Raw genomic sequence first — 12,028 nt, forward strand, 5'->3', positions numbered from 1 at the left:
TTTCAATCATCAATAAACTTTTTTTCATTCAAGTTCAAATATTTATATGAACAATCAACCGCATTCTATCAAAGCGTTTATGATCGCCGCTCCCAAATCGGCAAGTGGAAAAACAACCATCACCCTAGGATTATTAACTGCTTTACGCCGTAAAAACATACATGTTCGTGCGGCAAAATCAGGACCAGATTATATCGATCCCGCCTTTCACGCCATCGCAACGCAAGACACATCCTTTAATTTAGATAGCTGGGCCATGCCTTTTCCTTTACTTGACCATTTATTTAATGCCTCAACAAAAAGTGCAGAATTATTCATCATTGAATCCTCAATGGGGTTTTTGGACGGCATCGAAAATGAAGAAGGCAAAAGAGGATGTGGAGCCGATCTGGCAATACGCTACAACATTCCAATCATATTGGTTCTGGATATTACTGGTCAGGCGCAATCGGCCGCTGCTATTGCCTATGGTTTCGCCAATATAAACCCGAAATTCAAGATTCTCGGTGTAATTTTAAATAATGTGGCATCCCCCCGTCATTATCAAAATACCAAAGCTGCCTTTGACCGGATTAATATTCCGATATTGGGCAGTGTTCCCCGTAATTCAAAACTTCATTTACCGACAAGGCATCTGGGATTAATTCAAGCCGAAGAACATGAGGATCTGGATAATCACCTTGATTTTCTGGCTGATTTTATTGAAGAAAATATAGATCTGGATAAATTATTGTCATATATTCCTCAGCTTTCCATCCCATCAGATAATTCAATTATTGCCCTACCACCCCTTGGTCAAAGAATAGCAATCGCAAGAGATCTCGCTTTCAGTTTCATTTATCCCCATATTCTTGATGGATGGCATCGACAGGGAGCATCCATCCATTTTTTTTCTCCACTGCAAGATGAGGCACCATCAGAAAAATGTGATAGTTGCTGGCTACCAGGAGGATATCCAGAGCTATATGCGGAAAAAATTGCCAATGCCAATCAGTTTTTACAGGGTTTACAAAACTTTGCCCAAACTAAAACTGTGCATGGTGAATGCGGGGGATATATGGTTATGGGGAAAAGCCTCATTGACAAAAACGGGCAAGCACATAGAATGAGTGGGCTGCTCAGCCATAGCTGCAGTTATGCAAAACCTAAAATTCATTTAGGATATCGTATAGCGAGGTTACCTAACCAAAACGGGGATCTTACAATATATGGCCATGAATTTCATTACGCAACCCTTTCAGATCCAGGATCTGACCAGCCATATGCCTTACTGAGCGATGGAACAGACAATTATCTTGGCCCGGAAGGTGGAAGACGTAATAAAGTTACAGGCTGTTTTTTCCATAGTATTGCATTAAAATCATGAAACACTTTAAGTCTATTACCGAATTAAGAAAATTGTGCCTTGTACTGCCCGAAAAGGATAAAAAAGCTGAACAGGCCACTTTTACCCGCCAGAATAACCTTTTAAAACCTCCTGGCAGTTTAGGAGAACTTGAAAATCTGGTTGCATGGCTAGCATCCTGGCAAAAAAAAGAAATGCCCAGCCTCGATAAGGTATGTATCATGATTTTTGCTGGAAACCATGGCATTACCGACGAAAGTGTCACACCCTACAATGCTGTCGTTACGGAATTGATGGTCACCCAGATCGAACAGGGACATGCAGCCATTAACCAGCTGGCAAAAACTGCGGGAGCAGAACTGCGTATTATCCCTCTAAATCATTTTGAGAAAACCAAAAACTTCTGTCATGAAGCGGCCATGTCAGAACATGATTTCCTTAAGGCGGTCGAGACGGGATATAATGCCGTAACACCCAATATCAATCTGCTTTGTTTAGGGGAAGTTGGAATTGGCAATACAACAATAGCTGCCGCTTTGAGTGCCGCCCTGTTTGGTGGAAATGGTGCCCAATGGGTCAGCAAAGGCACAAGTCAATCGCCTGAATATATCCAGAACAAACAACGTGTTGTTGATGAGGCTCTAGCCAAACATCAGGATATTCTCGATGACCCACTTGAAATTTGCCGCCACTTTGGTGGATATGAAGAAGCGGCTTTGTTGGGGGCCACTTTGGCTGCTCGTTATCTCAATATTCCGGTATTATTAGATGGTTTTGTTTGCACCAGCGCTGTTGCTGCATTGCAAAAGCTAAACCCGTCAGGTCTTGATCATGCAAAAATCAGCCATCTTTCTGCAGAAAAAGGGCATTTGTTATTGGCCGGAAACCTGAACCAATATCCTTTGATAGCCTTTAATATGCGATTGGGAGAAGGCAGCGGATGCGCAATAACCATTCCAATTCTTCAAGGTGCCCTAGCCTGTTATAGAGGTATGTCCACCTATGATGAGGCCGGATTACCGTATCCTAAATGATTTTTCTTTTCATAAGGAAAGTCATAACTGATTTTTTCAGTAGTCTTTCCTTTTTTTCACGATTGCCAATTCATTATATTTATAATGATTTTCATTTCTTTTCATTTGCCAGATCCATATGGATTTGGCCATTTATTTCCGCTTTTATCGGTGGGCTTGAAGGATGTTTTATTTATACCCTTTCTTTCACCACTCTATCTTCGTCAATTATCGCCTTTTCAGCATTAGGATTTCATCTATTGCTAACCGGTTGTTTACACGAGGATGGATTGGCAGATTGTGCAGATGGATTTGGTGGCGGACATAGTATTGATCAAAAATTGACCATTATGAAAGATAGCCGTTTAGGCACATACGGGGTTCTAACATTATTTATTGTACTCGGAATACAGATCACCTCCTTGATCTCTCTAATGACACTTCATCAGAAAATTATTCCGCTTTTAACAGCCATTGCGATTTTATCCAGATCATCCATGTTGATCCCCATTTTTATCCTTTCCCCTGTTCAATCAAAAAGTATGGCCAGTCAGCTTGATCATATTCCATTTATTTCCAGTTTCATTCATTTCACCATAACGATAAGCATATGTCTCTATCTCTTAAACTGGAAATTTACAATCTTGTATCTTTTGGTTTCCTTTATAACCGGTTTTTTATCCAGCTTGATTATCAACAACCATATTAAAGGATATAACGGAGATTGCCTGGGCGCTGTTCAGGTATTATCCACAACCGCTTTACTCGTTACAAGCAATTTGTTGTTTATCTAAATAATGTTTTGAAAAGGTAAATAATTCAATTCGACCAAAATCTGGTAATGGACCTAACAGTTCAATTGATTTTTCTAACGCAATCTGCCTTAAAAGCCGTAAAGGGCCACCATGTGAGACAATCAAAATATTTTGACCCTTTTTTTTAATTTCATGCCAAATTTCAATAACCCTAGCAAGAAGTAACCGACCTGTTTCTCCTTCCGGAATCTGCCAATCCCAAGGATTTTCTGCCCATGCATCAATGAATTCCTTAGGAATTTCATCCCATTTTTTTCCTTCCCATAAACCGAAATTCAATTCGATCAAGCGCCTATCTTCCTGATATGGGATCTGATATTGCAATGCAATGGCACGGGCCAACTTGAGACAACGTGACAAAGGGGAGGTATAAATCTGATCAATTGCAAACCCTTCTGGAATCGAAACATATTGTTCCCATCCATTTCGTAAAGGTATATCTGAATGCCCGTAACACATGCCAGCAGGAACCTGAACAGGTGGATGACGCATTAAACCAATCTGGAAATGATCATTTATGCTCATAATAATGAATCAACCTGTCCTTTCATTCATCAAAATCATTAAGATCCTGTTGAAAATTTTTTTTCTGTTCTTCTCTGCTCCAACGCCCCAATATCACATCCCATAACGCACAGATTATGGAATACATTACCAGTAAAACAATACAGGTTGATAAGAAAATAATTGCTGCCGCCATATTCTTTTCCTTTCTTACCAACCTGCTATCAGAAAATTTTATAAAAAAATTAATTTATTCTATTCTTTAAACTATAATCCAGATTGTCATAAAATCCGACCGTTTGTAAACTATACGTTTTTTTTACATGAAATAGAATTCTTAATTTTCAAACCACATTGTTATTACGGTAAATTTTCCTTAATATATGGCGGGAGACAAAAAGATGCCATATGAACATCTGGAGACCAGTACCGTGTCAATCCTTCAAGTTTTGCCACCTTTGCTCGTTGCTTAATTATATCAACTGTTTGATTGGTTTGATTTTCTTTTTTTCCTGCAATCCCTAGCGTCATAAATCCACCCACATAGGTTGGAACCGCAGCGACATAAGCCGATACATATGAAAAGAATTTTTTACGACGCAAACTGGTTTCCCGCAATTCCTCGGCTTGCATAAACGGAACACCACATTGATTCACAATCAGGCCGTCTCCAGTTAAAATTCTGGCTGCATTTCGATAAAAATCATCCGTAAATAAAACTTCACCAACACCAATTGGATCAGTGCTATCCACAATTATAACATCAAAACTTTCCTTTGGCGCATCGGCAACATACTGGATACCATCCCCAATAATCACTTCCGCACGTAGATCATTCCAGCAATCTTTTGAAATTTCAGGCAGAAATTCCTTGGACAGAGCGACAACATCCCCATCAATCTCCACCATAACCGCCTTTTCAACTGTTTGATGCTGTAAAACCCGACGTAAAACCCCACCATCTCCAGCACCAATAATCAGAACACGCTTTGCATTGCCATGTGTCAACAAGGGAACATGAACAAGCATTTCCTGATATACAAATTCATCTTTTTCAGTAATCTGGGTCACGCCATCCAGGAATAAAACCTTGCCATATTCTTCATTTTCAATAATGCGTATATCCTGAAATAAAGATTTTTTATGCACGATTTCCCTATCAGCACGGAAGCTCTGTTTCCAGGCCGGATACAACGTTTCATCAACCCATTTAAAAGACATTAAATTCTGCTTTCACCTTTATTGAATGACAAAAAAAACTGGACAATATTCTTTTGTCCAGTGTTTGTTACTGCTATAGAAATATCGTTTTTCTATAAATTTTCTTTCCCACGCCTCTGTTCGTCCAGTACAATTCTTTCAGGTTTAAAGAAATGTTGTAAAACAGGAATGGCAAGATACGGATCACAAGAACCACACATGAAAATGTCCAGAGCAGCAAAATTCCGTTCTGGCCAGGTATGAATGGAAATATGGCTTTCCGCCAAAACAACAACACCAGAAACCCCACCATTCGGTGAAAAATGATGAAAATGACTGTGTAATATCGTGGCCCCAGCTACAACAGCAGCTTCACACAAGATGCGATCAATCTCTTCTGGATTATCCAGATTGGTTGCATCCCACAAATCAACAAGAAGATGCGTTCCTGCAAAACGCATACCATCTTTAACAATAAAATAATCTTTACGATCTTCCATATTTTCTGAAAAATCAATTGAAACCTGGTTATTTCTCGGAGTTTCCGAGACCATCCCCAGTTGAGCAAGTCCGTTCATCACGTACCCCTAAACCAGTAGACGGCCTGTTGGGCAATATGCCCCCTTGGGCCAAAGAATAAAGTGAAACTAGAACATACATAAACTTCAATCAGAAACGAACCCTGTTCTAGTAATCAAACAGAATTTGTCCTAATCAATAATATATCATATATTCCGCGAAATAACGACCACCGTTATATTTAGGTTAGTATATGACCCCTTCACTGACGAATCTCAAGTTTTTTTTTATATTTTTTCAAAAAAATATTTTTTTTACATTTTTAGACCCAAAATCTTGTTTTTATTAATTTACCCACTATTTTTTAAAATTTATTTTTTTTACTTGGCGAAATAGTTACTCGCTATTATAAAGCTCTAATAAAAGTAATTTAGGCTACTTTATTATTCCATATCTATAGCAGGTGCATAATGAATACGTTACCGCTTGATAAAAACTATCGCCCTTCTGAAGATGAGGAATTCATGAATCCTCGTCAGCTTGCATATTTTAAAAAGAAATTGGAAGATTGGCGGGATTCTCTTTTGCAAAATTCAACTGAGGCCCTTAATCATCTCTCAGAAGACAAAAATGTTGATATTGATCTCAATGACCGGGCCAGTTCTGAAACAGACCGCGCAATTGAGCTGCGTACTCATGACCGGGCCAGAAAACTGCTTGCAAAAATCAATAACGCACTTCAGAAAATTGAAGATGGTTCTTATGGCTATTGTGAGGTAACAGGAGAACCCATCAGTTTGAAGCGGCTAGAGGCCCGCCCCATCGCCACTCTTTCCATTGAAGCTCAAGAACAACATGAGAGAAAAGAACGCGTTTATCGAGATGACCAACCAATCGACTAAACCATGACTTATTTTCCATTTCAATTAAATAAATGGAAAATAAATTTCATATATTATCCAATAATCGTACACTTCCCAGTTTTACCGCTGCAATAAGACGTGCATTATCATTCCACTTGGTTATTTTCTGTAGAGAATTTCCATCAACCGCACAAAAATAATCCACTTTAAACTCTTTTTTTTCCAATGCCTCTATTGCGTTTGATAAAATAAGTGAAATATTACCTCCACTTTTTAACTTTAGATAAGCCTCTTGTAATATTTTATACAAAAACGGTGCTCGCGAACGCTCTTCACTCGTAAGAAAACGATTCCTGGATGATTTTGCAAGACCATCTTTTTCACGCACGATTGGCACATTCACCAAAGTAACAGGTAAAAGCAAATCCTTTACCATTCTGTGAATCACCTGAATTTGTTGCCAATCCTTTTCCCCAAAGCAGGCAAATTTAGGTCTGACTAAAGAAAACAATCGATAAACAACGGTTGCAACGCCTGAAAAATGACCTTTACGCAATGCACCTTCCCATTGTAAAGCTGGTCCACCTATCTCAATACGCGTGTCAAAACCTTTTGGATAGATATCCTCGACTTTTGGAAACCACACTATATCGACCTGATTTTGTTCAAGCAAATGAACATCCTCTTTTTCAAGTTTAGGATATCGAAGAAAATCCTCTTTCTGATCAAATTGTAAAGGATTGACAAAAACACTTACAATGCAATGTTTGGCTATTTTCTTGGCTTTCTTTACCAAAGCAAGATGACCCTCATGTAAAGCTCCCATCGTTGGAACAAAGGATACATCAATCATGTCCAAATGCCCTCTCTCCCTTAAAAACTCATTCAAATCATGGGTAATAATCATATCTTCCCCTATTTCCCTGGTATATTTATGTAATATGGTTTTTAATAATAACTTTTTAAAATTCATGGCCGTTTAATTAGAATACCAACGATTCCTTTCCTTATCGTAAAATGAAGATGTTTTAAAGCCACAGTTTGTTTTGAATAACATTATTTACGAAAGAAAAATCATTTCAAAAAGACTAATTATCAGAGATAATATATTCATTTCTTAATATTTTTAACATTCAAGATGATTTATTAAAATGATCCGTAAAATTATCTCGGTTTTCTTCCTTACGTTTCTTGTCGCCTGTGGTGGACCACCAAATAACCCCCGTATAACACCAACTCAACAAACAGCATCATCGCAAAAACCGGTCGGATATTATTATAATGACCGTGTTCCAGATTTTGCCATTAGAAATTATGAACCTTTTTCCCGCCAGGAAGTAGTAGCGTTAACCTTACGCGAATGGCGCGTATTTAACCAACCCATTGCCGATGAAGATCCCCTTCAGCGTCCTGAACCAACAAGTCCGGATGTAAAGGCTGAACGTTCATCTGGTTTATGGCAACGGGTGGGTGAATATTGGTGGATTGGTATGGATCCCGGCATGAAAGAAGGAAGTTATACTGGAAAACATAATAGTAATGGAACCGTTTTCAACTTTATCAACGATGGAAATTATGCCTGGTCCGCGGCTTTTATCTCTTATATCATGAGAATTGCAGGTGCAAATGACCGTTTCCCCTATTCACCCAATCATTCAACCTATATCAATGCGGCCGCTTCTGGAACATCTCCTGTCTTAAGGGGGCATGATCCAGCCACTTATGCACCAAAACTGGGTGACATGATTTGTACCGCCAGAGGTAAAAACCGGAACACTATCCGTTTTAATACACTTCCCACAACATACGGATTTCCTGCACATTGCGGTATTGTCGTTATGACAAACCAGAACATGCAACCTTTTGGCAAGGAAATCAGTATTATTGGCGGCAACGTAAATGATTCCGTTGCATTGACCCATGTACCTGTTGACACTCAGGGCATGATATCCAATGCAAATGGTGCAAGCTATGACTATCGTTATCCCTGGTGTATTGTCATTGAAATCGTATATGATGCAGAGGCAAGCCCTTCTACAAATATGTGAAAATTATTTAAGATTTTTTCGTGAAAGGTAAATTATCTGCTAGCCAACCAGCAATTGTCCCCCTTACTCCATTGACATTTGCTGGCCCTTCAAAACCTTCTTTTATATTATAAACATTTTTATAGCCTTCATCTTTTGCCAAGATTGCAGCGATTCGACTTCGTCCTCCCATAAGACATAGGAATAATAAAGGCCGATCTAATTGCGTTACGGTTTTTTTCAACTCCCGTATGAAATTCACATTTCTATTTCCCATCCTGTCTTGTAGGCTAATCTTGATAACTTCCTTGCCTAGAGATGATAACTCTGGATAGCCGACCTGTTCCCACTCCTCCGGCGTTCTGACATCAATTAACAGAGCCTGCCCATCCTTTTTTAACAAATCCCAAGCCTCTTTAGGCTTTATTTCTGGTATCATGATAATCTATCCTTTACTTTAATTTAATTGATTTTCACTATAAAATAATTTCCAAAAGAAAAAACATCATTACTCAAAGTTTTGTTAATAAATAATATTTGCCTTTAATCACGTTATCTATTCTGACCAGATTTTAACTTTTCTTGTTTTTGATATCTTATGGAACAAACTATACATCTTTTAATAATTGATGATGATCACGAAATTGTAGATCTGCTCTCTCAATTCTTGCAAAAACATCATTTCAAGGTTTCCTATGCATATAATGGGGAGCAAGTGCGCCAAATTTGGAAAAACAATCATTTTGACCTTGTGATTCTCGACCTTATGCTACCTCAGGAAAGTGGTTTCGAGATAGCCCATTGGTTAAGAAAAAAAGCTGATATTCCTATCATTATGTTAACCGCTATGGGAGACGAAGCAGATCGGATTATCGGGCTAGAACTAGGTGCCGACGATTATATGGCAAAACCTTTCAACCCAAGAGAATTACTGGCCCGTATCCATGCCGTTTTGCATCGTTCACAACGTAAACAATTCGCTCACAACCCCTACATACAGAAAATCATCCAGTTTGGAGACTGGAAGGTCAATTTACTTCACAGACAGCTACTGAATCCTCAAAATGTTGAGGTTTCCCTGACAAGCAAGGAATATGACCTGTTAATTGCTTTAATCGAACATGCCCCAGAAATTGTTACCCGGGAAACTTTATCCGAAATTCTATATGGGCATCAGCTTCCTTCCACCGATCGTACAATTGACGTTACATTAAGCCGATTGCGTCGAAAACTGCAAGATGACAGCCGCCAGCCAAAAATAATTAAAACCGTTCACCGAGGGGGCTATTTGTTGGCCCTACCCATTCACTATGTCACAACATAAACCAAGAAAGTGGCATTTATGGCCCTATTCTCTAGCAGCTCGTACAGCCTTGATCTTAATCATTGGGATGGGTTTGATCGAGGCATGTGGCTTGTTAATCAATACTTTGGATCGGCTAGATTTCAATCGCCTCACCCAAGAACAGGAAGCTGTAAATCGCGCAACAGCTATTTATCGTGATATTTCGGAAGTCGATAGCAAGGATCGGTCCGATGAGATTAATGATCTAGATCCAATACATGGATTTACCATTTTTCTTTCAAACGAACCCAATCTTAAAAATGTCAATCTCCCTTCCCCTAAATTGGAACAAACTGTTTCCCACCTTCTTACAACAATCTTGTTCCCACCCGAATTACGTCCAACCAAAATTATTGCCACCTCTGATCCAGACAAACATAAAAATGCAATCGCATTTCAGTTACCAGATGATAAACAATGGTTAAACATCATATATGAATTAACCACACCAAACCCTTTCAAATCAGCAACGTTTCCGATCAGCTTTTTTATCATGGCAACAGCAACAAGCCTGCTTACTTTGTGGAGTGTTCGACGATTAATTGCCCCTGTCAGTACATTAGCCGCAGCAGCGGGAAGGCTGGGACAAGATGTCAATGCCACTCCTCTTGTTGAATCTGGACCAGAAGAAGTTGCCCAAGCCGCACGGGCATTTAACGATATGGCACGGCGTATAAATCGTTTTGTAAATGATCGTACACAACTTCTTTTGGCAATTGGTCATGATCTGCGCACACCGATTACACGATTGAAATTAAGATCTGAATTTATCAATGATAAACATTTACAAAAAAAATTTATCTCAGATCTTGATGAACTTGAAAAAATGATTGATGCGACCCTGGCATTCGGACGTGACAATACGCATCATGAACCTGTTATCAATCTTGATTTAACAAGCCTGATTGAAACCCTTATCCATGAATTACAGGAAACCCATCCGGATAAAATTGATCAAATCCGTCTTCACCATCCCTTACCCAGTTATACAATCAAGGCTCGTCCGATCAACCTAAAAAGAGCCCTACAAAACCTAATGAATAATGCGCTTAATTATGGAGGGAATGTTACTGTATCGCTAACCTCAAAACCTCCCTTCCCATCACTTTATAACCAGAAAGACAAACATATCTTCATATTGATCGAAGATGATGGACCCGGATTGAAACAGGAAAATCTTGAATATGTTTTTGAACCCTTTGTCCGTATGGAAACAAGCCGCAACCGTTCTACAGGAGGAACTGGGCTGGGACTTTCAATCGCAAGAAATATTATTCGCGGACAAGGTGGAGATATTACTTTACATAATCGTATTCCTCATGGATTATGTGCAGTCGTTATGCTTATAGAATAACTTTCCCGAAACGAATTTCGTTACATTAACCTCAATCTATACAAATATAAAACATTTATTTATTTTATGCTCAAACATCTTTATGCACGCGCCTTACAACTCGCCGCAAGTCAGTACGCGATATTCTGGCTTATGCTAACCGCGTTTTCCGAGGCAAGCTTTTTCCCAATACCGCCGGATATTCTCCTTTGTCCAATGATTCTCGCTAAACGATGCAAAGCATGGCTATATGCAATAGTTACAACTTCAAGTAGTGTTGTCGGAGGGTTATTGGGATGGATAATAGGTGCTTTTTTACTTCATTATCTTGCAATGCCCATCATTCATTTCTATCACGCAGAACAGCAACTCATCAATTTGCAGGATAAATTCAATACATATGGCGTATGGATTATTCTAATCAAAGGATTAACACCGATCCCCTATAAATTCATCACCATTACTGCCGGTGCGGCACATTTTGCCCTGATACCCTTCCTGCTCGCAAGTTTAATTACCCGAGGCTCCCGTTTTTTCCTGGAAGCTGTTCTACTTTATTTTTTTGGGTCATCTATTCAGGATTTTATTGAAAAGCGATTAATATGGGTAACCAGTTTTATCTGCTTATTGCTTATATCGGGTATCATCGCTTTTAAATATATCTAACTATAACATTTATTTCTTGATTTTCAGACCTTTTTGTAATGCCTTGACATATTCCTTAACTTGTTGGTCAGATAAAACAAACCCAAGTGGACCAAACCCTGGATGTTGAAAAGCAAGCAAAGTTTCTGCTTTTTCAATATTCTTCTGAATTGCCCATTTGGTTTGATATGCAGGTTTGATCTGCGCCCCGGTTATTTCAGCTATTTTTTGACCTTCTGCCATCATCCATCGAACAGATCCCAAAGCTTGGATAAGATTGTCCAGTTCCAGCTGATTTAATTCTAATTGACCGGTTACGCCACTATCAGGTGAAAAAGTTAAAATTGTTTTTTTACGGTCTTCCGTAATCCGTATATTCACATCAATAGCCATTTGTAACCTCTTTATCCCTCTAAAAT

15 protein-coding genes are annotated in these 12,028 nt (G+C 38.9%); 8 read left to right on the plus strand and 7 right to left on the minus strand.

Annotated features, from left to right (window positions below):
- Positions 1-46: 46 nt before the first annotated feature.
- From GM552_RS07440 to cobS, 3 genes are read left to right on the plus strand one after another with little or no spacing between them, the layout of a single operon-like run.
- The gene (locus GM552_RS07440) at positions 47-1,366 is read left to right on the plus strand and encodes a cobyrinate a,c-diamide synthase (protein ID WP_155565894.1); all 1,320 of its coding nucleotides are present in this window, start codon (positions 47-49) and stop codon (positions 1,364-1,366) included.
- Positions 1,363-2,379, plus strand: a complete 1,017-nt coding sequence (locus tag GM552_RS07445) for a nicotinate-nucleotide--dimethylbenzimidazole phosphoribosyltransferase (protein ID WP_155565895.1) — start codon at positions 1,363-1,365, stop codon at positions 2,377-2,379. Before GM552_RS07440 ends, GM552_RS07445 begins: the two co-directional genes overlap by 4 nt.
- Positions 2,376-3,152: an adenosylcobinamide-GDP ribazoletransferase gene (cobS, locus tag GM552_RS07450; RefSeq protein WP_155565896.1), complete on the plus strand. Its 777-nt coding sequence runs from the start codon at positions 2,376-2,378 to the stop codon at positions 3,150-3,152. Before GM552_RS07445 ends, cobS begins: the two co-directional genes overlap by 4 nt.
- Here the strand turns inward: cobS and GM552_RS07455 are convergent.
- From GM552_RS07455 to speD, 4 genes are all read right to left on the minus strand, one after another.
- Positions 3,120-3,698, minus strand: a complete 579-nt coding sequence (locus tag GM552_RS07455) for a histidine phosphatase family protein (RefSeq protein ID WP_155565897.1) — start codon at positions 3,696-3,698, stop codon at positions 3,120-3,122. The two genes, cobS and GM552_RS07455, sit on opposite strands and share 33 nt — an antisense overlap.
- Positions 3,699-3,720: 22 nt before the next feature.
- A complete protein-coding gene (locus GM552_RS07460; protein ID WP_155565898.1) occupies positions 3,721-3,873 on the minus strand; it encodes a hypothetical protein in 153 nt (50 codons plus the stop codon).
- A 164-nt stretch (positions 3,874-4,037) separates the two neighbouring features.
- Complete coding sequence (speE, locus tag GM552_RS07465) at positions 4,038-4,898, minus strand: polyamine aminopropyltransferase (RefSeq protein ID WP_155565899.1); 861 nt, start codon at positions 4,896-4,898, stop codon at positions 4,038-4,040.
- 92 nt (positions 4,899-4,990) lie between these two features.
- A complete protein-coding gene (speD, locus tag GM552_RS07470) occupies positions 4,991-5,455 on the minus strand; it encodes an adenosylmethionine decarboxylase (RefSeq protein WP_110438541.1) in 465 nt (154 codons plus the stop codon).
- 411 nt (positions 5,456-5,866) lie between these two features.
- On the opposite strand from speD, the gene dksA reads away from it, so the two are divergent.
- Positions 5,867-6,298 (plus strand): RNA polymerase-binding protein DksA, encoded by a 432-nt coding sequence (gene dksA / locus GM552_RS07475; protein WP_110438542.1) that lies wholly within the window; start codon positions 5,867-5,869, stop codon positions 6,296-6,298.
- A 46-nt stretch (positions 6,299-6,344) separates the two neighbouring features.
- Here dksA and panC read toward each other — a convergent pair whose 3' ends face one another.
- On the minus strand, positions 6,345-7,166 hold the full coding sequence (gene panC, locus GM552_RS07480; protein WP_155565900.1) for a pantoate--beta-alanine ligase: 822 nt from the start codon (positions 7,164-7,166) through the stop codon (positions 6,345-6,347).
- A gap of 244 nt (positions 7,167-7,410) precedes the next feature.
- On the opposite strand from panC, the gene GM552_RS07485 reads away from it, so the two are divergent.
- On the plus strand, positions 7,411-8,307 hold the full coding sequence (locus tag GM552_RS07485) for a DUF2272 domain-containing protein (protein ID WP_155565901.1): 897 nt from the start codon (positions 7,411-7,413) through the stop codon (positions 8,305-8,307).
- 7 nt (positions 8,308-8,314) lie between these two features.
- Here GM552_RS07485 and GM552_RS07490 read toward each other — a convergent pair whose 3' ends face one another.
- Positions 8,315-8,725: a rhodanese-like domain-containing protein gene (locus GM552_RS07490; RefSeq protein ID WP_155565902.1), complete on the minus strand. Its 411-nt coding sequence runs from the start codon at positions 8,723-8,725 to the stop codon at positions 8,315-8,317.
- 159 nt (positions 8,726-8,884) lie between these two features.
- Between GM552_RS07490 and GM552_RS07495 the strand changes: the two genes are divergently transcribed.
- The 3 genes from GM552_RS07495 (at position 8,885) to GM552_RS07505 (ending at position 11,630) form a co-directional block, all read left to right on the plus strand.
- Positions 8,885-9,610: a response regulator gene (locus GM552_RS07495; protein WP_110438546.1), complete on the plus strand. Its 726-nt coding sequence runs from the start codon at positions 8,885-8,887 to the stop codon at positions 9,608-9,610.
- Positions 9,597-10,985, plus strand: a complete 1,389-nt coding sequence (locus GM552_RS07500; RefSeq protein WP_155565903.1) for an ATP-binding protein — start codon at positions 9,597-9,599, stop codon at positions 10,983-10,985. Before GM552_RS07495 ends, GM552_RS07500 begins: the two co-directional genes overlap by 14 nt.
- Positions 10,986-11,051: 66 nt before the next feature.
- Positions 11,052-11,630, plus strand: coding sequence for a YqaA family protein (locus GM552_RS07505; protein ID WP_155565904.1), 579 nt, complete (start codon positions 11,052-11,054; stop codon positions 11,628-11,630).
- Between the two features lie 9 nt (positions 11,631-11,639).
- On the opposite strand, the gene GM552_RS07510 is transcribed toward GM552_RS07505, so the two are convergent.
- Positions 11,640-12,002: a hypothetical protein gene (locus tag GM552_RS07510; protein ID WP_110438549.1), complete on the minus strand. Its 363-nt coding sequence runs from the start codon at positions 12,000-12,002 to the stop codon at positions 11,640-11,642.
- Positions 12,003-12,028 lie beyond the last annotated feature (26 nt).

The sequence above is a fragment of the Commensalibacter sp. ESL0382 genome, from assembly GCF_009725775.1.
Classification (GTDB): domain Bacteria; phylum Pseudomonadota; class Alphaproteobacteria; order Acetobacterales; family Acetobacteraceae; genus Commensalibacter; species Commensalibacter melissae.

What these genes read in the sequence shown, in the direction of transcription:
- GM552_RS07440 (WP_155565894.1), top strand. Translation starts at nt 47, where the DNA reads ATGAACAATCAACCGCATTCTATCAAAGCGTTTATGATCGCCGCTCCC.
- GM552_RS07445 (WP_155565895.1), top strand. Translation starts at nt 1,363, where the DNA reads ATGAAACACTTTAAGTCTATTACCGAATTAAGAAAATTGTGCCTTGTA.
- cobS (WP_155565896.1), top strand. Translation starts at nt 2,376, where the DNA reads ATGATTTTTCTTTTCATAAGGAAAGTCATAACTGATTTTTTCAGTAGT.
- GM552_RS07455 (WP_155565897.1), bottom strand. Translation starts at nt 3,698, where the DNA reads ATGAGCATAAATGATCATTTCCAGATTGGTTTAATGCGTCATCCACCT.
- GM552_RS07460 (WP_155565898.1), bottom strand. Translation starts at nt 3,873, where the DNA reads ATGGCGGCAGCAATTATTTTCTTATCAACCTGTATTGTTTTACTGGTA.
- speE (WP_155565899.1), bottom strand. Translation starts at nt 4,898, where the DNA reads ATGTCTTTTAAATGGGTTGATGAAACGTTGTATCCGGCCTGGAAACAG.
- speD (WP_110438541.1), bottom strand. Translation starts at nt 5,455, where the DNA reads ATGAACGGACTTGCTCAACTGGGGATGGTCTCGGAAACTCCGAGAAAT.
- dksA (WP_110438542.1), top strand. Translation starts at nt 5,867, where the DNA reads ATGAATACGTTACCGCTTGATAAAAACTATCGCCCTTCTGAAGATGAG.
- panC (WP_155565900.1), bottom strand. Translation starts at nt 7,166, where the DNA reads ATGATTATTACCCATGATTTGAATGAGTTTTTAAGGGAGAGAGGGCAT.
- GM552_RS07485 (WP_155565901.1), top strand. Translation starts at nt 7,411, where the DNA reads ATGATCCGTAAAATTATCTCGGTTTTCTTCCTTACGTTTCTTGTCGCC.
- GM552_RS07490 (WP_155565902.1), bottom strand. Translation starts at nt 8,725, where the DNA reads ATGATACCAGAAATAAAGCCTAAAGAGGCTTGGGATTTGTTAAAAAAG.
- GM552_RS07495 (WP_110438546.1), top strand. Translation starts at nt 8,885, where the DNA reads ATGGAACAAACTATACATCTTTTAATAATTGATGATGATCACGAAATT.
- GM552_RS07500 (WP_155565903.1), top strand. Translation starts at nt 9,597, where the DNA reads ATGTCACAACATAAACCAAGAAAGTGGCATTTATGGCCCTATTCTCTA.
- GM552_RS07505 (WP_155565904.1), top strand. Translation starts at nt 11,052, where the DNA reads ATGCTCAAACATCTTTATGCACGCGCCTTACAACTCGCCGCAAGTCAG.
- GM552_RS07510 (WP_110438549.1), bottom strand. Translation starts at nt 12,002, where the DNA reads ATGGCTATTGATGTGAATATACGGATTACGGAAGACCGTAAAAAAACA.